Annotated in this window: 15 protein-coding genes and 1 pseudogene; 6 read left to right on the plus strand and 10 right to left on the minus strand. The window is 71.7% G+C overall.

What is annotated here, in order from left to right; translation table 11 throughout:
* Window positions 1–2: 2 nt before the first annotated feature.
* From ACQP2T_RS23595 to ACQP2T_RS23605, 3 genes are read right to left on the minus strand one after another with little or no spacing between them, the layout of a single operon-like run.
* Window positions 3–842 (minus strand): helix-turn-helix domain-containing protein, encoded by an 840-nt coding sequence (locus tag ACQP2T_RS23595; RefSeq protein WP_433518257.1) that lies wholly within the window; start codon window positions 840–842, stop codon window positions 3–5.
* Window positions 826–1,362, minus strand: a complete 537-nt coding sequence (locus ACQP2T_RS23600) for a DUF6879 family protein (RefSeq protein ID WP_433518258.1) — start codon at window positions 1,360–1,362, stop codon at window positions 826–828. Before ACQP2T_RS23600 ends, ACQP2T_RS23595 begins: the two co-directional genes overlap by 17 nt.
* Entirely contained in the window at window positions 1,346–1,528 is a 183-nt protein-coding gene (locus tag ACQP2T_RS23605) for a hypothetical protein (protein ID WP_433518259.1), read from the minus strand. Before ACQP2T_RS23605 ends, ACQP2T_RS23600 begins: the two co-directional genes overlap by 17 nt.
* A 925-nt stretch (window positions 1,529–2,453) precedes the next feature.
* Between ACQP2T_RS23605 and ACQP2T_RS23610 the strand changes: the two genes are divergently transcribed.
* Window positions 2,454–4,442 carry a zinc ribbon domain-containing protein gene (locus ACQP2T_RS23610; protein WP_433518260.1) on the plus strand — a complete coding sequence of 663 codons (1,989 nt, stop codon included), beginning with the start codon at window positions 2,454–2,456 and terminating at the stop codon, window positions 4,440–4,442.
* Between the two features lie 303 nt (window positions 4,443–4,745).
* Window positions 4,746–4,913: pseudogene (locus tag ACQP2T_RS23615) on the plus strand (hypothetical protein); the annotation flags it as partial.
* 164 nt (window positions 4,914–5,077) lie between these two features.
* Here ACQP2T_RS23615 and ACQP2T_RS23620 read toward each other — a convergent pair.
* The 6 genes from ACQP2T_RS23620 to ACQP2T_RS23645 all read right to left on the minus strand — a co-directional run bounded on the left by ACQP2T_RS23620 (window position 5,078) and on the right by ACQP2T_RS23645 (window position 13,191).
* Window positions 5,078–6,439, minus strand: a complete 1,362-nt coding sequence (locus ACQP2T_RS23620) for a sensor histidine kinase (protein ID WP_433518261.1) — start codon at window positions 6,437–6,439, stop codon at window positions 5,078–5,080.
* Window positions 6,436–7,074, minus strand: coding sequence for a response regulator transcription factor (locus tag ACQP2T_RS23625; RefSeq protein ID WP_433518262.1), 639 nt, complete (start codon window positions 7,072–7,074; stop codon window positions 6,436–6,438). Before ACQP2T_RS23625 ends, ACQP2T_RS23620 begins: the two co-directional genes overlap by 4 nt.
* 332 nt (window positions 7,075–7,406) lie before the next feature.
* Window positions 7,407–8,903 (minus strand): cytochrome P450, encoded by a 1,497-nt coding sequence (locus ACQP2T_RS23630; RefSeq protein WP_433518263.1) that lies wholly within the window; start codon window positions 8,901–8,903, stop codon window positions 7,407–7,409.
* Entirely contained in the window at window positions 8,900–9,970 is a 1,071-nt protein-coding gene (locus ACQP2T_RS23635) for an alpha-hydroxy acid oxidase (RefSeq protein ID WP_433519816.1), read from the minus strand. Before ACQP2T_RS23635 ends, ACQP2T_RS23630 begins: the two co-directional genes overlap by 4 nt.
* Window positions 9,970–11,568 carry an NAD(P)-binding domain-containing protein gene (locus tag ACQP2T_RS23640; RefSeq protein WP_433518264.1) on the minus strand — a complete coding sequence of 533 codons (1,599 nt, stop codon included), beginning with the start codon at window positions 11,566–11,568 and terminating at the stop codon, window positions 9,970–9,972. Before ACQP2T_RS23640 ends, ACQP2T_RS23635 begins: the two co-directional genes overlap by 1 nt.
* A 48-nt stretch (window positions 11,569–11,616) precedes the next feature.
* Entirely contained in the window at window positions 11,617–13,191 is a 1,575-nt protein-coding gene (locus ACQP2T_RS23645) for a class I adenylate-forming enzyme family protein (RefSeq protein ID WP_433518265.1), read from the minus strand.
* Window positions 13,192–13,306: 115 nt separating this feature from the next.
* Here ACQP2T_RS23645 and ACQP2T_RS23650 point away from each other — a divergent pair, with 115 nt between their 5' ends.
* From ACQP2T_RS23650 to ACQP2T_RS23665, 4 genes are all read left to right on the plus strand, one after another.
* Complete coding sequence (locus ACQP2T_RS23650; protein WP_433518266.1) at window positions 13,307–13,996, plus strand: sulfotransferase family protein; 690 nt, start codon at window positions 13,307–13,309, stop codon at window positions 13,994–13,996.
* A 107-nt stretch (window positions 13,997–14,103) separates the two neighbouring features.
* Window positions 14,104–14,511: a YchJ family protein gene (locus ACQP2T_RS23655; RefSeq protein WP_433518267.1), complete on the plus strand. Its 408-nt coding sequence runs from the start codon at window positions 14,104–14,106 to the stop codon at window positions 14,509–14,511.
* Between the two features lie 9 nt (window positions 14,512–14,520).
* Entirely contained in the window at window positions 14,521–15,009 is a 489-nt protein-coding gene (locus ACQP2T_RS23660; RefSeq protein WP_433518268.1) for a DUF6221 family protein, read from the plus strand.
* Window positions 15,010–15,074: 65 nt separating this feature from the next.
* Complete coding sequence (locus ACQP2T_RS23665; protein WP_433518269.1) at window positions 15,075–16,712, plus strand: RecQ family ATP-dependent DNA helicase; 1,638 nt, start codon at window positions 15,075–15,077, stop codon at window positions 16,710–16,712.
* Between the two features lie 34 nt (window positions 16,713–16,746).
* Here the strand turns inward: ACQP2T_RS23665 and ACQP2T_RS23670 are convergent, their stop codons facing one another.
* The gene (locus ACQP2T_RS23670; RefSeq protein ID WP_433518270.1) at window positions 16,747–22,956 is read right to left on the minus strand and encodes a tetratricopeptide repeat protein; all 6,210 of its coding nucleotides are present in this window, start codon (window positions 22,954–22,956) and stop codon (window positions 16,747–16,749) included.
* Window positions 22,957–22,984 lie beyond the last annotated feature (28 nt).

A 22,984-nucleotide genomic window follows, 5' to 3' on the forward strand; every position in this document is an offset into this window, starting at 1 on the left:
CGCTAATTCCCGTGCTGGAATTCCTCGGCCCATTGGGTGAGTAGCACGCCGGCTTCGACTCCGAATCGCGCATAACTCGCGAAGAGAGAGAACAGCTCTCGGTGGTAGGCGATATCCCGAGGGTCCCGCATGATTATCGCGCCGGAGAACACCTCCGCGGTGGCCAGCCGATTGTCGTAGACCGTGAACGTGCTCAGCGGCCCCGTCGGCAGGTGCGGTTGAGCCACAGGGATGACGCCCAATCGGATGTTGGGAAGAGCCGCCAGCGACGCCAGACGGCCGAGTTGGACCGCCATGACATCCGTCGGGCACAGGGGCCAGCGCACGGCCGCCTCGGTGAGGACGAAGGTGAAGGTCTTGCTCCGGTCGTACAGGGCAGCCTGCCGCTCCAGGCGCTTGGCGATCACCTGGGTGAGGTCTCCGGGGTTGCCGACCAGACTGGCTCGCGCGTACTCAGGTGTGTGGAGGAGGCCAGTGATCATGGTCGGCAGGAAGTAGCGCAGCTCGGCCGAGTCCGCTTCGATGGCGGCCAGCTCGCGTTGACGATGATGTAGGCCGCGCCGAAGGGTAGAGCGCCAGTCTTGGAACTGCGTGTTCGCCAGCCGCGTGAGAGAGGTGATCTCCTCGATCATGTCAGGTGAAGCGTCCAGGGCGCACAGGATGCGCTCGACGTCGACTGTGGAGGGCAGGACCTTGCCCGTCTCGATCTTGGAGATCTTGCTCTGGCTGATGCCGCTTCGAGCGGCCAGCCGATCTCCGGTCAGGCCCGAGGCCCTCCGCAGTTCGCGCAGCGCGGTGGCCAGATCGTCGCGCCGCTGGCCCAGTTCACTCGGCTCGAACACCGCTCCTCAGCCCAGCCTGATATTCATGGAAAGGCACCGAGTGGCCCATGGCTATATCCCGGTATCCGATGAAACGAGCGATGTCTGGACGATCCAATAGTTCGCGTCCCACCTGGACGCCGTCCAGGTCGTACTCCATGAGAACCACATGCTGTTCGTCGAACATCCAGAAATCGAAATTCGGTATTCCTGGATTGGGAGTGTCCGTGAGGTCCGCAATCCTGATGTCTTCGCCGACTCGTGATGTGTGGCTGTACACCGCGAATTCATAGCGCAGGTAATCGGAGAGCGGTCGGGTGAGAGCGTGCACTCTGCCTATCGTGCGTCCTGAAGCCCTGAAGTCACGCACCCGGGTCAGCCACGCGTCGTCGTCCGGGATGTCCAGCCGTCCCGTGGTCAGGAAGGAGGTGAACTCTTCCTGCTCGCCCGGCATGGAGTAGACCGCGCGAGTCTCCAGGCGCCAGGCCGAGGTCTGGAAGCCGTCAAAGAACTCGCGCCAGGCGTCACCCTCCAAGCGCACGTGCAGCCTCCAGAAGGACCTTGGCCGGAATGCTCACGACCGACTCTCCCTCGGGTGTCTCCCGATCGACGGTGTAGCCCTGAACGGCCACCATGCCGCTGTTGGGCATCGTGAAGACGGTCGGGCAGTCATCCCGCCCGCAGTCGCCGCCCGCGATCTTGACCAAATCATAGTAACCCTCTGTAGTTGGTTGCTCACCCTGAAGTTAAGCCGAGGATTTCTCGCGGTCAATGCGATCCGGAATATTCGTGAATTGGAATATCAGGGCGTGCTGCCACCTGGTGCCGTACGCCTTGCGGCAGTCGATGAGCGAGACGCCGTCACCCGTCCTGATAATCAGGTATTGCGCGGCACGTTGATCGGTAGCGTGGGAACCAGTTCGTCGGACCCGGAGAGGACACGGGTCGAAGGGCGTCGGTCATCTCTTCGAACCAGATCACACCGGTGCTCGTCTCCACATCCGCGTCGTCTCCCGGCCCGATGAACTGGTCAGGTCTGGTGCCGGTACGGGTCGAAGCCCGTCGGTTATCCACTTCCAATGGGGTTGTCGCGGGTTCGAATCCCGTCAGGGTATGAACCGCTGCCCATATTCGCTATGAAAACCTGAACATCCGCCATGATCTGTCAAGGTTTCCTCTAGGTCGGCGGCGGCGCCGGCCGGGCCGAGCATGATCGGCCCGCAGGGCGCGTCATGAGTCGGTGGGGTTCTCGCCGCATCGGTTGGCTGCGGTGTCGCTGGGTCTGCAGGCTTGCCATGCGATGGGCTGCGGCTGGTTCTGGCCTGGCGGGCAGGCAGATCGGGGCGTTGTCGTTCACTTGTTCTACCCGCCAGGGTCAACCGATGGTAATCTTTCAGTTGCTGATCGTGATGTTGCGTTCCGGGGGGCGGACATGCATGCATACCGGCTCTCCTGCGATTGGGCCGCGCCGACCGTGTGGTGCGGCCGTTGCCACGACCGCTGCCCGGCCGGCACCCTCGCCCGGCCGTGGTCGCCGAGTGTCGGGCGGTGCTCAGAGGGCGGCCGATCCGGGCGCGGTGCGTCACCGTCCGCCCACCCGGCCTTCCGCCTGCCCGGAGACTGGGGCGGTGCATGAGTGAACTGACCGCTACTGCCTCGTGCACCGCTCATACGGCGGTGGTGGAGGTGGCCGGCGAGGTCGTTCCTCAGCCGCTTGTGGCGCGGCGGGTGGCCTGGCTGGCCGGCCTGACTCGCGACCTGACCGCCCGCGTGGTGGCCGCCCGGTGGAATCCGGTTGATCTGGACGCTTTGGCGTCGGGGGTGGGGCTGGACGGGCGGGCGTTGCCGTCGAAGGGCTGGATGGCCGTTCGCAGGCTCGGCTGGGCCGTGGGCCCGCCCTCGGGCGTACATGTGTGCGATCGGGTGCTGCGGTGCGCGCAGGAGCAGGCCGCCCGCCTGTTCCGGCTGGCGCTGCACCGGCGCCGGCTGGTGGCGGCGATCGTGGCGACCTGGCCGCAGGATACGGGTGCGCGCACCGGCGCCGAATGGGACGCGCTGCGCGCGCTGCTGCCGGACGGGGTGACGGCGGCGGACATCCGGAACCGGACCCGGCAGGTTCGCGCCTATCTCGACGAGCATGGCGTGTTCCCGGCCGATCTGACCGAGGTGGAGGAGCCTCCGAACGTTGCGGCCCAGACTGTGCTGGCGGCGGCCGACCGGCAACTGCTCACCCTGCAGCGCACCAACGGCCGCGGCGCCCACCTGCGGGTGCGGCTCCCGCTGGTCGAATCCCCGGCCAGCAGCAGGGACTGGGCGTGGCATGTGCTGCCCGTCGGCTTGCCGCCGACCGTGCCGCCGGAAGCGACGTTGTGCGCCCCCACCGTGCGGGTGGCCAAGGGTCGGGTGCGCGTCGATCTGCCGTTCAAGATCCCGATCGACTTCGCGCCCGCCACGGGTCATGCGGTCGGGTGCGGCTTCGACTGGGGCCTCAACACTGTGCTGGCCGGCGTGGCGGGGCGTCTGGCCGGTGGGCGGGTGGTCAGTGATGGGCGGCCGTTCGCCTTCGACGCGAGCGGTGTGTCGGCGAAGCTGCACCGGTTGCGGGCGGAGCGTGAGCACCTGGCCGCCAAACATCGGCACCTGGACAGGCTCCTGGACGGCATCACGCCCGCTGATTGCCGCTACGCCGCGTTGCGTACGGCCTGGCAGGTGCTCGGGGTTGAGCATGAGCGGTTGTGTGCCCGCATCCGCAACCTGAACAAGGCGCTGGCCTGGTCGGCGGCGCGCTGGGCGGTCGACCAGGCCGCCGCCGCGGGGGCGACGGTCATCTATGTGGAGGATCTGGCGACTCTGGAGGCGCGCGGGCGCCGGGGGAGCGTGAACGCGCGCCTGTCGGGGCAGGTACGCGGGCGGATCGTCGAGGCGATCCGGCACCTGGCCGCCAAGCACGCCATCGCGGTGGTGACCGTCCCGGCGCGCGGGACCTCCCGCTACTGCCCCCGCTGCGGAGCGGGCGCGTCGGTGCTCACGCATGGCCCGGCCCCGGATCGGCTCGGCGAGCGGGGCTGGAGGTGGGCGTACTGCCCGGCCTGCGGCCTGTCGTGTGACCGGGACTGGGCAGCGGCCGAGCGGATCCTCGCCCGCGGCCTACTCGGCCAAAACGCCACCCGCACCCACCGCTCCACCGGTGCGCGCACCATCGCCACCGTCGTGGAGGGGAACGTGGCCCGCGCCCGCCGGAGACGTAGGCCCACCCGCGCGGCCCGGCGCGCGCGCCGCACCCGAGCAGACCTGCACCCCCGCCCGGCAGCACGCGACCGGTCCAAGAACCGCCCCACCCCGAAACGCCCCACCCGCACCCCAGCCAACCCACGAGACAACTCGATGACTTTCAGCCGTGTGCCTGACCGGCGCACGGTGCCCGCCCCACCGCCTGCCAGCGGTGGACAGCGTCCGGCGGGCCATGCACCCAAGCCGGGACGGCACCAGCCGTACCGGACAGGGCATGTCAGGAATTCCCACCATCGGACCGGCTTCCACCACGCCAAAGCCACCCCCGTGCTCACATTCACCGAGCACCGGGGCAGCCCAATGCAGGCTACGCCCGTCCGAGTTGCCTGAATCCTTCAGGGAACTACAGGGAATTCAAGACGCTTCGGTCTGTGTAGCTCAGCCGGTAGAGCACCGAACGCCGGTGGGCATCCCCACATCCGTGCCGGTTCCAGACCTGACGAGCAAGGGGAGCGGGTCGAAGATCGTCGGTTATCGGGCACAGAAGGTCGCAGGTTCGAATCCTGCACTCCCGGTTGGTCGGGAGGTGGCGCGGTCCGGATAGCGCGTCTGTCTAATTCGGCGGTCATCACCACATCCGCTCCCCTTTCGCATATCCACATCCGCTCATGCGGGTCGAACTTGGAGGACGCCATGGCGCGTGATCCCCTTGCCGCTGTCTCGACGGTCGCCACGCCGCAGTCTCAGCCCATCCCAGGCCAGACGCAGGTGAAGAACGCTGGGGGCGGCTACGTCTGGTGCGTGTATGCGCTGACAAATCCGCTGACCGGCGCTGTCTTCTATGTCGGCAAGACCATCCGACTGCGGGTCCGGATCCGGGAACACCTGAACGACCGGACTGACAGCAAGAAGGCCCAGCGGATTCGGGCGCTGCGACTGGCCGGGCTCGCACCAGCCGTGTCGATTCTCGAAGAGGGTACTGGTGACTGGTGCGAAGCTGAGCGGCGATGGCCTGAAAGCGCGGATCAGAATCGCCGCTCAGGCTCGCGGTCGGAGCGGTCGGAGCGGTCGGAGCGGTCGGCGGGCGAGGTGGGTTCGGCCGGCTCGCTTCTGGGCGGCGGGCGGCGCGGGGCGGTGGGATCCGCCGGGAGGCGGACGGTGAAGACCGCTCCCGCGCCCAGCCGCCCGTCCGCCGTGATCGTGCCGCCGTGCCCGTCCACCACCTCTCGTACGAGGGCCAGCCCCAGCCCGAAGCCCTGGCCGACGAACCGGGTGAACACCCGCTCGGAGTCGGCCGGATCCAGGCCCACCCCGTCGTCCCGCACCGTGAGCTCCACCACCTCCGGGCCGCCGACGACCGTCATCCAGATGTGGCCGCCCGCACTCGTGTGCCCGAGCGCGTTGTCCAGCAGGGCGGAGATCACCCGGCGGAGCGCCGACTGCGCCCCGCGCACGGTGTGGGCGTCGAGGCCCTGGCGGTGTACCTCGATCGCCACGCCGTGCGCGGCGGCGCGGGCCGCCTCGGCGACGGCCAGTTCCTCGGCCAGCGCCGCCAGGTCGACGGGGACGAACGGCCGGCGCAGCTGCCTGAACTGGGCCGACACCAGCAGGTCCTCGACCACCTCGCCCAGCTGGCGGCTGCCGGTGACCAGCTGGTCGGCCTCGTCGATGACCAGGATCGGGTCGGTGCCGCGCCGCAGCTGGCGGGCCACGAGCTGGGCGCGGGTGTGCAGGCGGGTCAGCGGGGTGCGCAGCTCGTGGCTGACGTCGGCGGCGAACCTGCGCTGGCGGGCCAGGGCCTCGCCCAGCGGCGCGATGGCCCGGCGGGCGAGGACCTGGCCGATCAGCAGCGCGGCCAGCAGCCCGGCGAGCTCGGCGGCGGCGATGGTGCGCAGCAGGCGTTGCCGTTCGGCGGCCTGGTAGCGAAGGTCGATCACCGCCTGGGTCGCCACGTCACCGTGCCGCTCGGTGCGTACGAGATAGTTCTGCCCGGCCAGCTCGGCCTGGGTGACCTGCGGTTCGTCGCCGGCGGCGGCCAGGTACAGCGCGGTGCGCAGGGGGAGCGCCGCCGGTGCGCCGGGAGAGGCTTGTACGGTGCCGTCGCGCAGTTCGAACAGCCAGATGCAGGGGGGAGGGTGGGTGACGGAGCCGTGCTGGGTCGCGGCGGCCAGGTCACGCCGTGCGGAGGCGCTCTGGTCGCTCACGGTGACGCAGTAGACCATCACCCCGAAGAGCGCGAGCACCACTGAGATCGCGCCCGCCACCTGCACGGTGACGCGGCGGCGGGCCCGGGTCAGCAGACGTCGCTCCGGATCGGCCAGGATGTCCCGGCGGCGACCCCGGATCGGCAGGCGTCGCTCCGGATCGGCGGCCGGTTGCTCCCTCACAGCTCACCCAGGCGGTAGCCCACGCCTCGTACGGTGCTGACGATGCCCGCCCCCAGCTTGCCGCGCAGGTAGTAGACGTAGGTGTCCACGATCGCCTCGGTGCGGGCGCCGTCGAAGACCCGCTGGCGCAGCGAGGCGCGCGTGTGCACCTGCCGCGGCCGGATCGCCAGCGCGTGCAGCAGCCGGGCCTCCTGGCCGGACAGGGTCACCTGCTCGCCGCTCGGCAGCCGTACGGTGTGGGCCTCCGGATCCAGCCAGCCCGCGCCGACGGGCAGCAGCCCGGCCTGGTCCAGGTTCCTGCGGTGCAGCGCCCGTACCCTGGCCAGCAGCTCGTCGATCTCGAACGGCTTGACCAGGTAGTCCTCGGCGCCCGCGTCGAGCCCGGTGACCCGGTCGGCGACCGTGCCGAAGGCGGAGAGGAGGAGCACCGGCACGGTGACGGCCTGCCTGCGCAGCCGCCGCAGCAGGTCGATGCCGTCGACCACCGGCAGGCCCCGGTCGACGATCATGGCGTCGTAGGCGCGGCTCAGGCCCAGGTGCAGGCCACGCTGCCCCTCCAGGGCCAGGTCGACCGTGTATCCCTCGTCGGTGAACAGCTCCACCAACATGCCCCCGAGCTCGCGGTCATCCTCCACGAGCAGCAGCCGACGAGAGGGGGAGCCAGCTGTATTCGATCTCCCAGCCACGGATCAACCGTTGCATCACCGCCGCAGAATTACCAGGGTCCCGACAAGTGTTGACATTTCAGGAAATGGTGGGGCGGGCGCCCGCTGAAGCCCGCCACCAGGATCAGGGCGAACGCCGGCAGCATGGCGCCCCCCGGCGATGCCGTTGAGATGGGTGTTCGGTGGCCATCGTTGACATAACATGCCTCAGCTCGCAATCAGGATGATCGTGACAATTGACACAGGCGGTTGGGTGGCCGGTCGGTTGGGATGATCAGCGGGTGATCGGCTGGGCAGGATGGTCAGTGGGCGACCGGCTGGCCGTCGTCCGCGAAGTGGCGCTCGCACAGCCGCTGCCTGCGCGCGTCCCAGACCATGTACGTGCCGAGGACCAGTTGGACCAGGCTGCGCCAGACGTCCTCCCAGCGGTCCCTGAACCGCACGAACAGCAGCAGCGGCCGGTGGGCGGCACTCCTGCGGGCGTAGCGCGGGGTGAGCAGGCACGGTCCCCGGTTGGGCAGGGACCGGGTGTGGGAGGCGGTGGAGTCCAGGGCGTACAGGCGCAGGATCTCCTCCGCCGCGACCCGCATGGCGATCGGCGCCAGCCGCCAGGCCGGGCACGGCCGGTTCGCGGCGACGCCGAACGGGATGTGGTTGAGCTCACGAACCGCCGACCGGTGGGGGCGGGGGTGGGCCTGCTCGAAACGGTCGGGGTGGGAGCGGGCCGGGTCGAAGTGGTCAGGGCGGACGCGAGCCGGGTCGGACCGGTCGGGGTCGAAGCGGCTGGGGTCGAAGTGGTCGGGGTCGGTGAAGCCCGCGCGGTGGAACTCCGGGTAGTTGAAGCACAGCACCGAGCCCGCCGGGATCACCGTGCGCTCGTCCAGCGGGATGTCGCCGGTCGTGACGCGGTGGGCGATGCCGAAGAGCGGATAGAGCCGCAGCGTCTCCGCGATCACCTGGTCCAGGTGACGCGGGCCGCCCGTCAACGCCCTGGCCTGTACGTCCGGGTGCTGGGCGAAGACCATCAGCAGGTGGGCCATGGCCTCCGACAGCTGGACGACTGCGGTGTTGAAGAAGGCCCCTTGCAGGTAGAGCGCCTGCTCCCTGGCCGACAACCCCTCGGGGAGCGGATGGCGCACCAGGGGCAGGCGGTCCATGAGATACCGGGTCAGCCGGTCGCGCCGGTCCATGTGCCGCAGCCCGCAGCACTTGAGCGAGGTGACGACGTCGTTCGCGTTGCCGGCGATCAGGTCGCGGGCCGTGCGCGGGCATGGCCTGCCGAAGACCAGCTCGTACGAGAACTCCGCCCAGAGCGGCATCATCAGGTCGCGCAGCCGGACCAGCCCGCCCGCCTCTCGCAGCGTCCGGGCGACGCAGCGGCGGGTCAGCTCCTCCGCTTCCGTACGCGAGATGGACAGGAAGCCGCGCGTGGCCCGGGCGACGGAGTCATACCGTTCGCCCGCCTCCAGGTGCTCCTGGTGGATCTCGGGGCCGGGCGCCAGCCAGTACCAGAACAGGTCCGACAGGGCGGCGCCCTTGCTCCGGCCACCGGCCGCCGGATGGGAGTAGACCTCCTTGAACCGCTCGATCCCCACGAGATCGCCGGGCACCGGGATGCCCTCGTCTCCGTTGACCCGGTTGAAGACCCGTACACGCAGCGCCACGACCCGCCCCGGCAGCCACCACGGCAGGCTCAGGACCGCGACGACGGCGAGCGCCGCGGCCACCGCGGACACCACCCCAGTCACCTCGGTGGGCACGGCCAAAGCCCCGATCGCCACGGTTAACACCCCGGTCACCACGGCCTTCGCACCATCCCCGGTTCGAGCTCGTCGATCGACGCGCAGCCGCACAAGGTGAGCGCCCGCTCGACCTCCGTACGCAACAGGCTGAGCACTCGCCCCGCGCCCCGCTCCCCGTCCGCCGCCAGCCCCCAGATCACCGGTCGCCCCACCGCGACCGCGCTGGCGCCCAGCGCCAGCGCCTTCAGCACGTCGGTGCCGCGCCGCACACCCCCGTCCAGCAGCACCGGGACGGTTCCGCCCACAGCGGCCACGATCTCCGGCAGCAGGTCCACGGCGGCCGGGACCGTGTCGAGCTGCCGGCCGCCGTGGTTGGAGACCACCAGCGCCGAGACGCCGTGGTCGAGCGCCAGGCGTACGTCGGCGGGATGGGCGACGCCCTTGAGCGCGATCGGCAGCGCGGTCATCTCCCTGAGCCGGTCGAGGTGGGCCCAGGAGATCTCCGGCGACATGACGATCGGCCGCACCCGGGCGCCGTCGCGCAGGTTCTCGCAGCACAGGCCCTCGGGCAGGTCGTTGAAGCCGTTGCGCCGGTCCCGGGGCCGCGCTCCCAAGGTGGGGGAGTCCACCGTGACGACCAGCGCCGTGCAGCCGGCCGCCTCGGCGCGCCGGACGACGGTCTCGGTGAAGGCCAGGTCCGGCTGGATGTAGAGCTGGAACCAGAGCTTGGCCCCCGGCGCCGCCGCGGCCACGTCCTCGACGGCGACCGTGGACGCCATGGAGACGATCATGATCGTCTCGGCGGTGGCGGCGGCCCGCGCCGTGGCCCGCTCGCCCTCGGGGTCGGCCAGCCGGTGGAACGCGGTCGGCGCCACCAGCACGGGCATGGCCGCGCGGCTGCCCAGCAGGGTGACGCCGAGCTGGAGCTTCCCGGCGCCGCGCAGCACCCGCGGCACCAGCGCCAGCCGGTCGAAGGCCGCCTCGTTGGCCCGCAGCGTGACCTCGTCACCGGTCCCACCGGCGAAGTAGTCGTAGTGCGCGGGCTCGAGACGCGCGCGGGCCGCCGCCTCGAACTCGCCGAGCGTGTCCATCTCGCCGGCCTCGAACCCGCCCAGCGTGTCCATCACGCGGGCACCGAGGCGGCCTGGCGGGCGAAGAAGGCCCGCAGCGGCGCGACGTGCACCTCCGGGGAGGTCCAGTCGTTCTCCAGGTTCTCGGTGATGTGGTGGACGGCGGCCGGCGCGCCGGGGCGGTGATGCCGCACCACCGGGTGCAGGTAGTGGCCATCGTGGGCGCGGGCGGAGTCGCTCTGCCGGATCCGGCCGACGGCGATGTCGAAGGGGTCGACCTTGTCGTGTTCCGGCCCGTACTCCAGGGTGATCGCGAAGTGGCCGGCGTCGCCGATCGGCGGGCCCTCCAGGTCGACCGGCAGCTCCTCCAGGTAGCGGGCCCCGCCCCGGTTGTCGGGGACGATGACGTCGGCCAGCAGCCCGAACTGCTGCCACAGCGCCGAGGAGCGGTTGACCCGGTCGAGCACCGCCGCCGCCATGGCCTCCGGCTCTGCCGCGAGCTCGCGGCCGGGCCACGGGACGCCGTGGTACCTGTGCTCCAGGACGCGGTGCAGCGAGCGCGTGCCGTACCTGAAGCCGTGGATGAACCCACTGGTGCCGCGCTTGAAGTCGCGGGACTGCGTCAGCGTCCCGGCGAAGTAGAGGCCGGGCACACTGACGGACTCGTAGGCGGGGGTGAGGGCCGGGAACCGGTCCTGGATCATCAGCTCCGGACGGCACCCGTCGTCGAAGATCGAGGCGTCGAACCGGAAGCCGGTGCAGACGATCACCCGGTCGTACGGGATGTCCTTGGTGACCTCGTCGGCGCGGGCGAAGCTCACCGTCACCAGGTACGAGCCGTCGGCCTGCTGCTCGACCCGCTTGACCGAGCCGTCCAGCACCGCGTTCTGGGACTTGAGCTGGTAGGTGTCGAGGAAGTTGTTGTTGACCGCGCGCAGGTGGCCGACGAAGTGGGTGCGCCACGCCATCCGTACGGAGTTCGGGCCCGCGACGTGGATCACCGCGGCGGTCTCGACCAGGTTGTCCGCCGTCTCGAAGGCCGAGTTGCCCTTGCCGATGACGAGCACCCGCTGGTTCACGTAATCAGATGGGTCGGTGGCGGCCGCGCTGTAGAGCTCGGCGGTCTCGATGCCCGGTATCTCTGGGATGTTGGGCCGGGTGACCCCGGCCGCCACGATCAGGCGCTTCGCCTCGTACGTCCGGCCGCGCTCGTCGGTCACCCGGAAGGGGCCCATGGCGGGCGCGCGGGTGATCTGGACGGCGCGGGCGTCATGGACGATCCGCAGGCCGCACGCGGCGGCGTAGTCGGCGAGGTAGCGGACCATGTCGTCGGCGGCGGGGAAGTAGCGGTCGCTGTAGCGGGTGAACAGCAGGTCCGGGTCGTCCGACAGCAGGGAGTTCCAGTCCATCCGGAGGTTGAGCTCCGGGTCGGAGGTTCCGTTGTACCTCTTGTTGATCGAGATGAGCGTGCGATGGCGCGGGAAGGTGCGGAAGAACATGCCCGGCGTGGGACCGGCTTCCAGGATCAGGTACGACCGGCCCGCCTTTTCGAGGAAATATCCGAGTTGCAGCCCCGCCGGGCCGGCGCCGATCACCAGGTAGTCGAGGGCGTTGTCCGGCACGTAGGCCTCCGTCACAGCGATGTCATTCATGGAACGGACCGTCAGGGAAAGTGTTGGCGGGCAATTCTCAGAGAATGCTCAGAGCATCCGCCCGCCGGGCCGGTTCAGCAGGGCACGCTTGTCCGGTTTGCCGCTGGCGGCGACCGGGACGGCCGACACCACCGTGATCGTCCGGGGCACGCTGTCGTCGCCGAGCTCGGCGCGTACCAGGGCGGTCAGCGCGTCGCGGTCCGGGGTCCGCCCGGCGGCGGGCACCACGAACGCGTGTACGGCCTCGCCGGTCAGCTCGTCCGGCGCCCCGGCCACGTACGCTTCGTCCACGTCGGGATGAGCGGCCAGCAGCCGCTCGATCGGACCCGCGTACACCACCATCGCGTTGACCATGATCACATCCCGGGTCCGGCCGACCAGGTACAGGAAGCCGTCCTCGTCCACGTAGCCCAGGTCGCGGGTGCGCAGCCGGCCGTCCCGCAGCGTGTCGCGGCTCTCCTGCGGCTGTCCCCAGTAGCCGGACATCAGGTACGGGCTGCGTACGTGGATCTCGCCGGTCTCTCCCGCGGCCACCTCCCGGTCCGCCTCGTCCCGGACGCTGATCTCCACCCCCGGATGCGGGCGGCCCACCGAGGACACGTTGCCCCGGGCGATGTCGGCGGGCGTGAGCATCGCGATGTTGCCCGCCTCGGTCTGGCCGTAGCCCTGGTAGACGACCGGGCCGAGCCGTTCCACCGCCGCCGCCAGCCGGGACGGGCTGAGCGGGGAGCCGGAGACCATCAGCGCGCGCAGGCTGCCGACGTCGACCGGGTCGTCCTTGAGCAGCCGGAGCATCTGGTACAGCCGGGGCACGGTGATGATGGAGCCGGTGATCCGATGGCGCTCGATCGCGTACGGGAAGACCGGCCGCCCGTCGTCCTCCGGGATCACCGCCGTCCCGCCGCCCAGCAGACACGGTGCCAGGAACTCCATGACGACCATGCTGGCCAGGGTGCCGAACAGCAGGTAACGCCCGAACGATTCGGCGAGCGCCGCCGCGACCGGGCCCCACACGCGGGGCTGCCACGCCCAGTGCTCGCTCAGCGCGCGGTAGGTGATCGCGCAGCCCTTGGGCCGCCCCGTGCTGCCGCTGGTGAAGGTCAGGGCGGCCACATCGTCCGGGCGCGCCGTGACGGCGAGGGGGCGGCCGTCGTCGGCGCGCGCCGGCAACTCCGCCAAGGACAGGACGGGAAGCGGCGCCTCGGGCACCGCGCCGGCCTGGTCGACCAGCACGGGTGCCGCGCTGGACCGGTTGGCCAGCACGGGAAGCGGCCCTTCGGGTGCCGCGCTCGACCCGTCGACCAGCAGGACGTCGACTCCCATCCCGAGCACGTGGGCGAGTTGCGCGGCCGGGTAGCCGGGCCGGACGCCCACGACGCGGCAGCCCAGCGCGTGCGCGGCCATGTGCGCGGCGAACGCCTCCGGCGAGACGGCGGTGCGGATGGCGACGCCCCGGCCGGGCCCGAGCCCGGCATCGGCCAGCGCGCCGGCCAGCCGCCGGATCATCTCCAGCAGCTCACCCCGTGAGACGGTCCGGGACCCGTGCTCGAACGCCACGCCGCCGGGCGAGTCCCGCAGCGCGTCGAGAAGGGGATGCGGGAACAGCGGATGCGTTAACAGCATGGTCGGCTCCTCACCATTGCGGCGGTCGGCTGCGACATGTATCTGGTCATATAACCCAGTTGTCACGTTAGGGATCGCGGATCAGAGGCCGATCAGAGGCGGGAAGGAGCGCGAGGTGAAGGTGATCGGCGCGGGCTTCGGCAGAACGGGGACGAGGTCGCTGAAGGCAGCGCTGGAACGGCTGGGGTACGGCCCCTGTTACCACATGTCCACGGTCATAGCCGAGCCGTACCGGGTCCGCCAGTGGCTCGACGTCGGGGAGGGCCGCGCCCGCGACTGGGACGAGGTGTTCACCGGCTTCCAGTCGGCGGTGGACTGGCCCGCCGCCTCCTACTGGCGGGAGCTGGCCGAGCATTATCCCGACGCGAAGGTCATCCTCACCGTCCGCGACCCACGGCGCTGGTACGAGAGCGTCAGCGAGACCATCTTCGCCAGCGCCCTGGCCGAACGCCGCTCGATGCCGATCCGCCGCCGCGTCATCCGGTGGCTGGTGGCGCGCCGGGCGCCGGACTTCGCCCTCTACCCGCGCATGGCCAGGGCGACCGTCATGGACCGGGTCTTCGACGGCCGCATCGACGATCCCGCGTACGTCATGAAGGTCTTCGAACGGCACCTCGCCGAGGTCCAGGCGGCGATCCCGGCCGCACGGCTGCTGGTCTTCGACGTCCGGGAGGGATGGGAGCCGCTGTGCGCCTTCCTCGGGACGCCCGTCCCGGACGAGCCCTTCCTCCAGGCCAACGAACGGGAGGCGTTCCGGCGCAAGCGGACCGGCAGGCAGCTGCGCCTGATCCTGCGCGGGCGCTGACGGTCCCGGCAGGCAACCGCGCCCGATTCTGCGCGGGCGCTGACAGTCCCGGGCAGACAGCCGCGCCCGGCCCTGCGCGGGCGCTGACGCTCCCGGCACCGGGCAGAATGAGAGGCGTGCCGCGACGTGACTCGAAATCCGCCTCAGCCCCGTGCCCGTGCGGGCTGCCGGCGACCTACCGGGAGTGCTGCGGGCGACTGCATCGCGGCCTCGCCGCCGCGCCCACGGCCGAGGCGCTCATGCGGTCCCGGTTCAGCGCCTTCAGCGTCGGCGACGCCGGATATCTGCTGCGCACCTGGCACCCGGCGGCCCGCCCGGCCCGGCTCGACCTCGACCGGGGGACACGCTGGACCCGGCTGGAGATCCTGGAGACCACCGGGGGCAGCGTCGTCTCCACCGAGGGCACCGTCCGCTTCCGGGCCCACTACACCGACAACGGCGAGCCGGGCCGCATGGAAGAGCACAGCCGCTTCGTCCGGCACGAGGGCGCCTGGACCTATGCCGGGGCCGACTGAGGGAGAGCGTTGACCAACGACCTGTTGTCCTGGCTGCGCGCCACGATCGAGGACGACAACGCGACGGCCGAGGCGGCGACTCCCGGCCCGTGGTCCTACGACCCCACCAGGGAGTGGTACGACGGCGACGACTTCGTCACCATGACCAACGGGCAGGAGTTCGTCGGCTTCGGCGACCCGTCGGCCTTCCGGGGCGCGGTCTGCATCACCGGCGACGCCGGTCACGCGCCGTCCATGAGGGACGCCGTGCACATCGCCCGCCACGACCCCCGAGACGTGACGGCCCGCTGCGCCGCCGAGCTGCGCCTGATCGCCGCGCACGGACACGGAGCCGGAGCCGAGGCCGGGGACGGGTGCGCGGACGGACGCGCGGACGGAGACGGACACACAGCAGGCGGAGACGGACACACAGACGACGGTCCCTGCGACACGCTGCGGCTCCTCGCCTACGGCTACCGCCATCGTCCCGGCTGGCAGCCCGAGTGGGCGCCACGCTGAGTTCGGCATCCGGCGTTCGGTGAGCGCGGCAGCGGGTACTGGCCGCCCACTACCAGGAGGGGTTCATGGGATTACGGGCGAGGCTCAACAGCCGGTTCGGGCGGAAGGGACGGCGGCTGCGGGCCACGGCCCGGCAGACCTTCGACTGGAAGGACCTGCGGCCGGGCCAGCAGGAGGCGATGGAACACCTGCTCGACGGGCGCGACGTGCTGCTGGTCATGCCGACCGGCGCCGGCAAGTCGGCGGTCTACCAGGTGCCCGCGCAGCTGCGCGATGGTCCCACCGTGGTCGTCTCGCCGCTCATCGCGCTGCAGCGCGACCAGGTGCTGGGCTTGGAGAAGGCCGACGCGGGCGGGGCCGTGGCGGTCAACTCCACCTCATCGGTCAAGGCGGGGCTGGAGAAGGTCACGGCGGGGGAGGCGGAGTTCGTGTTCCTGTCGCCCGAGCAGCTGGCCAAGCCCGACGTCGTCGCCCAGCTGGCCAAGGCCAGGCCGTCGCTCATCGCGGTCGACGAGGCGCACTGCGTCTCGTCATGGGGGCATGACTTCCGCCCCGACTACCTGCGGCTGGGCAAGGTGATCGCGCGCCTGGGGCATCCGCCGGTGGTGGCGATGACCGCCACGGCGGCGCCGAACGTCCGGGAGGAGATCGTCCGCTCCCTCGGGTTGAAGGACCCGGTGCAGATCGTCCGCGGGTTCGACCGGCCCAACATCCGGCTGGAGGTGCGCCGGTTCGTCGGCGACGACGACAAGAGCCGGGCCCTGGCCGAGCACGCCGCCTCCCTCGACGGGCTCGGCCTGGTCTATGTCGCCACCCGGCGCGAGGCCGAGGAGTACGCCGCGCTGCTGACCGGGATGGGCCGCCACGCGGAGCCGTACCACGCCGGGATGCGGGCGGCCGAGCGGACGCGTGTGCACTCGCTCTTCACGGCGGGCGAGGTGGACACGGTGGTGGCCACGTCGGCGTTCGGGATGGGGATCGACCGGCCCGATGTCCGGTACGTGCTGCACGCGTCCCCGCCCGAGTCGCCCGACGCCTACTACCAGGAGATCGGCCGGGCGGGCCGGGACGGAAAGCCCGCCTCGGCGGTGTTGTTCTACCGCTCGGAGGATCTCGGCCTGCGCCGCTTCTTCGCCGGCGGCCGGGCGGACGCGGAGGCGTTGCTGCGGGTGGCGACCCTGGTGAAGGAGCACGGCGGCACCGTGCCCGTCACCGAGCTGCGGGCCCTGCTGGAGGTGGGCGCCTCGCAGCTGACGAGCCTGGTCAACCTGCTGGAGCAGGCCGAGGCGGTGACCGTCACCGACTCCGGCGACCTGCGCTACGCGCCGGGCGGTCCGCCGCCGGAGAAGGCCGCCGCGCGAGCGGTGGAACTCGACGAGATCCGGCACCGCGTCGACGACTCGCGCATCGACATGATGCGCGGCTACGCGGAGACGACCGGGTGCCGCCGCCGCTTCCTGCTGGAGTACTTCGGCGAGCCGTACGACACGGCCTGCCGGACCTGCGACACCTGCCAGGACGGCCTTGAGCCCATCGCGACCGGCGACGGGCCGTTCCCGCTGCACGCGAAGGTCGAGCACAACGCCTGGGGCCCGGGTACGGTCATGCGCCGCGAGCCGGACCGGATCACGGTCCTGTTCGACTCGGTGGGCTACAAGACGCTGTCCCTGTCCGCGGTGGAGGGCGTCCTGCGCCTGTCATAGCAGGCCTGTTCCGAGCGGCCGGCAGCCCGGCGGGTCAGGATTCCTCGCCGAGCTTGGCGAGCAGGGTCTGGGCCTGGGCGGCGAAGTCCTCATCGCCTGATTCCACCGCTCGCCGCAGGTGCTTTCTGGCCAGGTCCAGGTCGCCGTCGCCGTGCCGGATCTCGCCGAGCCGGTAGGCGGCCTCGCCCACCAGGTCCGGCTGCCGCGTATCGGTGGCCAGGGTGAGCTCGTAGTAGCGCACCGCGGAGCTTCGATCGCCCAGCCAGTACGCCAGCTCGCCCAGGTGGGCGGCCGCCAGGGGCGCCTGCTTCTCCTCGCCCGAGTCGATCACCTGCTGATACCAGCGCAACGCCTCCGGCCAGTCTCGCTCCCGCTTGGCCAGCGCCCCCAGGTACATCTTGGCGATCACCGTCGCGGTGCCGTCGGCCTCGCCCGTGCTCCCGACGACGCGCAGGTACAGCTCGCGGGCCCGGCCCGCGTCCTCGTCCTGATAGGTGTGGCCGAGCATGACCAGGGCGCGGCGGCTGAGCCTGCTGTCCGATTCGGCGACGCGGCCCAGGACCGTGCGGGCCTCCTCGATCTCACCCGCGTCCACCAGCGCCTGCCCGAGCGTGAACAGGGACGTGGGCTCGCCGCTCTCCGCGGCGGCGCGCAACGTGCGCAGCGCCGCCTCGCTGTCGCCCTGCTCGCTCTGCATCATGCCCAGCATGCTCGCCAGCAGGGCCTGCGCGCCCGTGTCCAGGCCGGTTTCGGCGGAGTCGTCCGTCATGCGCTGGGTGACGTCCGCCAGGCCCGCGGCGTCTCCCGCCACGCGCAGCAACGGGACCAGCCGCCCGCCGGCGACCAGTCGTACGTGGGCGTCGGGGTGGTCGATCAGCCGCTCGTACCTGGCCCGCGCCTCGGCGGGCTCGCCCGCGGCGGCGTACAGGTCGGCCAGCTGGATCTCCAGGTCGGGGTCGGGATCGGGCAGGAAACCCACGGCGCTCTCGATGTACAGCACCGCGCCCGCGCGGTCGCCCGCTTCGGCCAGCTCGGTGGCGCGCCGGCCGGCCACCTTGAGCGCCTCCTGCGCCTCGCCCGCCTGGGCGGCCAGCGCCAGCGCGCGTACCGCCACCTGGTGGTCGCCTTCGGTGAAGGCCCGGTTGGCGACCACGATCACATTGTCGGCGGCCATCTCGACCAGCTCCGACAGCAGGTCGGGGTCGTCCGGGCCCACCTCGATGGCGGCCACCCGGCCGAGCGCCTCGGCCGCGGCCGCCAGGTCGCCGTCCTCGAACGCCCACTTGCCGAGCAGGTTGCCCGCCTGCGCGCGTACATCCGTGTCCCCGGCCTCGGCCGCGCGCCCGAGCTCGGCACGCGCCTCCTCGCCCTCGCCACGCTCGCGCAGCGTGCGGGCCAGGTCGAGGCGGACGCGCGGGCCGAGCTCCTCGCTCTGCATGCCGATGGCCTGCCGGTACAGCCGTACGGCGGCGTCGGTGTCGCCCCGGTGCCGGCGCGAGTCGCCCCACATCCAGTAACCGGCGGCCACCGTCTCCGTGTCGCCGCTGGTCACCGCGCGCTGGGCGGTCGCGGCGACGCCGTCGAAGTCCTTCACCTGCAACTGTGCCAGCATCAGGCTGCGCAGCGGGATCAGCGCGGCCGGGTGATCGACCTCCGAGCCCTTCCGGTAGGCGGTGATGGCGGCGTCCATGTCATCGTCGTGATAGCAGGAGATGTCGCCGAGGTCGTCGTAGGCGGTGGCCACCTCTTCCGGATCGCCGTACTCGAGGACCAGCTCCAGCATCGCGCGCGCCTGCGCGGGGTCGTCCGCCACGCTCTCGCGGGCGGCGCGGATGACCTGCCGACCGGCGGCGCCGGCGGTGGGGGTGCCGGACCGGTCGCGCATCAGCCGGAGCAGGGAGTCGAGCGTGCTGGGGCCTGCCTGGTCGCCGTGCGACTCCAGGATCGCGAACAGCTCGGCCCGCCTGCGCCCGTCTTCCTCGTCCTCCTCGTCCTCCTCCGCGCTGCGCGGCAGCCCGGCCGCTGGGGTGGTCTCGGCCTGCGGGGGCTGAGGCTCGCGGACCTCGGGGTCTGCTGAGGAGCCCCGTTCGGTGAGGAGCTCGGCGAGCTCCAGCAGCAGGTGCGGGTCGCCGTCCGGGAGGAAGGCGGCGGCGCCCTGGTGATACGTACGGACGGCGTCCAGATCGCCTCGCTCGGCGGCGGCCGACGCGTACTCCTTGGCCAGCTCTACGGCGTCGTCGAAGGCCCCGCCCGCGGCCGCCAGATGCAGCGCGCGGACGGCCACGGTGTGGTCGCCCGCCTCGTCGGCCTGGTAGGCGACGGCGGCCAGGTTGTTCAGGGCCATCGCGTGGTGCTCCTGGTCGAGCTCTTCCGGAGCCGGATGGCGTAGACCGGCGGCCGCGGCGGCGCCGAACGCCTCGGCGGCACCCGCCAGCCGTCCGTCCTCGGCCAGCCAGGCGCCCAGGTGGACGCCGGCGAGCAGCACTTGGCCGATGTTGTCGCAGGTCAGCACCGTCTCCAGCTCGCGGTGCGCGGCTGCCGTGTCGCCGAGTTGGTGGAGTGCCCGGCCGAGTTCGACGCGGATGTAGGGGACGGTGTCCGGGTCCGCGCCGTCGATCGTGTCGCGGTAGCCCGCCACCGCCCCGGCGAGGTCGCCGCGAGCCTTGGCCACGTCGCTCAGCGTCCAGGTGCCGAGCGTGACGGTCTCGGGGTCGCCACTGGCGACCGCGCGCCGCGCGGCGCCCTCCAGGGCTTCGACGTCCCCTTGCAGCGCGAGTACGCCGAGCAGCCGGCGCAGGCAGGACAGCGCGGCGGGATGATCGACCGCCGCGCCCAGCGCGAGCACCTCGGCGGCGGCGTCGGTGTCTCCGGCCAGGTCATAGACATGGCCGAAGTTGTCGCAGGCGATGGCCACCTGCTCGGGCGTACCGAACTCCACCACCAGCTCATACAGCTCGCGCGCCCCGTTCGCGCCGGCGCGCAGCTTGTCCAGTGCGACGCCGAGGACGAGATCGGCGGTTTTCTCCGCGTGCCGGGCTTCACCGTTCGCCGCGCGCTCCAGCAGGGGGCGGATCGCCGTGAGCTCGCCTTCGGACAGGACGATGTGCAGCTCGGCGACCACGGGGGAGCCGTACGCCTGGGTGAACAGCTCCAGCGCGCCCGCCCGGTCGTCGTCGTGCAGCCGCAGCAGGGCCCGTTCGTGCGGGCTCGCGGTGCCCAGGCGCTCCTTGGCGGTGATCCGGATGTACGGGTCGTCCGCGGTGGCGGCCCGCTCGTACGCCACGCGCGCACCCTCGGCGTCTCCGGCCCCGCCACGACGGTCCAGCACCCGGGCCAGCATGACGCTCGCCATAGCGGCGACCTCGCTGTCAGGCCCGGAGCTGTCAGGCCCGGTGCCGAGCACGGATTCCGTCTCGGTGCCGAGCGCGGAGTTCGTCGCGGTGCCTGGCGCGGTGCCGGGCTCGCCGTCGATCGCCTGCCGGTACTCGGCGACGGCCGCGTCGAGCTCGCCGGCCTCTTCGAGCGCGGCGCCGATCGCCAGGTGCGCGTGCGGCCCGTCGCCGGTCACCATCACCTGAAGATCCCGGGCCTCGGTCACCTGGCACGCGGCCACGAGTACCCGGGTCAGGACGTCCACGACCTGGACGTAGTCGTCGTCGTCCGGGTCCAGGGCGTCGAGTGCCCGCCGGTAGGCCGTGGCGGCGCCGTTCAGGTCGCCGAGCGCGGCCAGCGCCTCGCCGAGGTTCTTCGCGCCCAGCAGGGCATGGTGCTCGTCGTCCCCGTCGGCCGCGACGGCCCACGCCTCGGCGGCGCCCGCGTGGTCGCCCGCGTCGTTGCGCAACGCGCCGAGGAACAGCGCGGCCTCCTGGACGCGCTCCGGGTGGCCGCACGCGACCGCCAGGGACAGCGCGGCGTCGGCGGACGCCGCGTCCCCGGCGCGTTGCCAGGCGTGCGCGGCCTCCAGCGCGAGCCAGGTGTTCATGAACGAGCGGGCGGCGTCATCCTGCTCCCCCAGGGCGGCCAGTACGGCCGAGGCGCCCGCGAAGTCGTGGCCGAGCAGCCCGCGCGCGAACACGCCGTCCTGGGCGAGCTCCGGATCGTCCTCGCCGACCTGGTCGAACGCGCGGCGCGCGGCGTCGAGGTCGTCCATGCGCACCCGGGTGAACCCGAGCAGCCAGGCGCTGCGCGCCGCCCGCAGCCGGTCGCCGCGGGCCACGATCCGCTCGTGCACGGCCGCCACGCCGGGCAGGTCGCGCCGGGTCTCCAGGATGTGCAGTATCCGTGCCTCGGCCTCGGCGCCCAGGCCCGGATGCTCGCGGACGGCCGTGTAGGCGGCCAGAGCCTCGTCGGCCTCGTCTTGTCCTTTGAGGTCCTGTCGTTCGAGCGCCGTGCCGAGCGCCTGGGCCACCCAGGGCGCGAGGGCCGGATGGCCGTGCTCGTGAGCGCGGCGCAGCAGGTCGACCACCGCTTCGCCCTCGTCGCCGTCACGGATGAGGAAGGAGATGACGGCGGCGTGCGAGAGCGCCAGCGGGTCTCCAGCGTCGGCGGCTTCGTCCAGGAGTTCGACCCCCTGCGAACGCGGCACCCCGAGCGACACGTACACCTGCGCGAGCGTGCTCTTGGCCAGTGCCGACACGGCCGGGTCCGAGTGTCCGGCGCACTCCTGATAGGCCGCGATCCCGGCCTCGCGGCCGAGCCGCTGATAGCCCACCGTGGCGTTGAGCACCGGATGCGGCACGCCACCCGCGGCGATGAGGTGCAGGTTCACGGCGGCGGCGAAGCCGTTGGCGTAGTCGTCGACGTCGGCCATGTGCTCGAGGAGTTCGTGCGCCTGCTCCAGATCGCCCTCGCCGTACTCCAGGGTGGCCAGCATGGCGCAGGCGCGCGCGGACTGGCCAGGGATCTCGGCGTCGATCACCCGGCGTAGCAGCGTGCGGGCCTGGGCGAGGTCGTCCGCGCGGATCAGCTCCAGCGCGGCGTCGCAGTCGTCAACGGCCTGCTCCAGCTCCTCGTCCGGGCCGCGTACGGCGTTCTCGGCGTACGTGAGCGTCATCTGCGCCTGGAAGGCCACGTCGGAGTCGTCGAGCTCGGCGGCCTGCCGCAGCAGCGCGACGATCTCCGCCCGCCGCGGGTCGTCCCCGGGCAGCCCGTGCAGCAGCATGCCGAGGCAGGCCACGGCGCCCTGATGGAACTCCGAGTCGCTCCCGAGCACCACCCGCCAGCAGCCGACGGCCTCGTCCACCTCGCCGGCCTCGGAGTAGACCTGGCCCAGGCAGGCCCGCGCCTCCAGGGCGAACCGCGGGTGGCCCGACTCGACCACCCGCCACAGGATGGCCCGGGCGCCCTCCTCGTCGCCGAGTTCGCGGGTGAACTTCGACTCCTGGATGAGCGCGTCGAGCCGGATCTCCGGCCGGTGATCCTCGGCCGCGCGCCGGTAGGCGTCCCGCGCCTCGACGTGCTCGCCCAGGTCGAACAGGACCGCCCCGAGCAGCTTCTCGGCCAGGCCGCGCTCGGCCGGGTCGCCGACGGCGATCGCGTGCTCCATGACGCGGCGGCAGTCCTCGAACTCCGCCCGGTCCGCGTAGATCGAGTACAGCCGGAAGGCCGCCTGGGAACAGAGCTCGGGCAGCCCGTGGGCGAGCATCTTGTTCAGCCCGGTCAGGATGATCTCGTCGTTGGCGCCGTCGTCGTCTTCTTCGAGGTCGAGCAGCCCGACGATCGCCTCGAACGCCTCCCATGCCTGGCGTTCGCGCTCGCCGCCGTCCTCCGGCCACCGCGCGTCCTCCATGCCCTCCGTGAGCTCGGCGACCCCGGGGTGGTCGCTGCGCCTGGCCCGCGTCAGCGCCTCGGCGGCGCCGTCGAGGTCGCCCAGCTTGCCCAGGACGCGTACGAGGGCGACGTCGGCCATCACCGCGAGATCGGCGTCGGCGCCCGCGGCGGCGATCCGCAGCGGGCGGTAGGCCAGCGCCCACTGCTCGTCGTCGACCAGCATGAGAGCGAGGGAGATCGCGGAACGCTGCGCGAACATCGGATGCCCCGAGGCGATCACCGAACGGTGCGCCGCCCGCGCGCCGTCAAGGTCGCCGCTGTCCTGAAGGACGCGGCCGAGCAGTTGCGAAGCCTCGGGGATCACGGTGGTGTCACCGGAGACCACGACCTCGCGCAGCACCGCCGTCGCGCCGTCCAGGTCCCCCTGCCGCCACATCCCGATCGCCGTCTCAAGCCGCTCGGGCCACGAAGACATGCCTTTACCCCTAAAGCCGGAACCCGTG

It is taken from the genome of Nonomuraea sp. CA-143628 (assembly GCF_050942315.1).
Taxonomy (GTDB): domain Bacteria; phylum Actinomycetota; class Actinomycetes; order Streptosporangiales; family Streptosporangiaceae; genus Nonomuraea.

What these genes read in the sequence shown, in the direction of transcription:
- ACQP2T_RS23610 (WP_433518260.1), top strand. Translation starts at nt 2,454, where the DNA reads ATGAGTGAACTGACCGCTACTGCCTCGTGCACCGCTCATACGGCGGTG.
- ACQP2T_RS23635 (WP_433519816.1), bottom strand. Translation starts at nt 9,970, where the DNA reads ATGGACACGCTGGGCGGGTTCGAGGCCGGCGAGATGGACACGCTCGGC.
- ACQP2T_RS23640 (WP_433518264.1), bottom strand. Translation starts at nt 11,568, where the DNA reads ATGAATGACATCGCTGTGACGGAGGCCTACGTGCCGGACAACGCCCTC.
- ACQP2T_RS23645 (WP_433518265.1), bottom strand. Translation starts at nt 13,191, where the DNA reads ATGCTGTTAACGCATCCGCTGTTCCCGCATCCCCTTCTCGACGCGCTG.
- ACQP2T_RS23655 (WP_433518267.1), top strand. Translation starts at nt 14,104, where the DNA reads ATGAGAGGCGTGCCGCGACGTGACTCGAAATCCGCCTCAGCCCCGTGC.
- ACQP2T_RS23665 (WP_433518269.1), top strand. Translation starts at nt 15,075, where the DNA reads ATGGGATTACGGGCGAGGCTCAACAGCCGGTTCGGGCGGAAGGGACGG.
- ACQP2T_RS23670 (WP_433518270.1), bottom strand. Translation starts at nt 22,956, where the DNA reads ATGTCTTCGTGGCCCGAGCGGCTTGAGACGGCGATCGGGATGTGGCGG.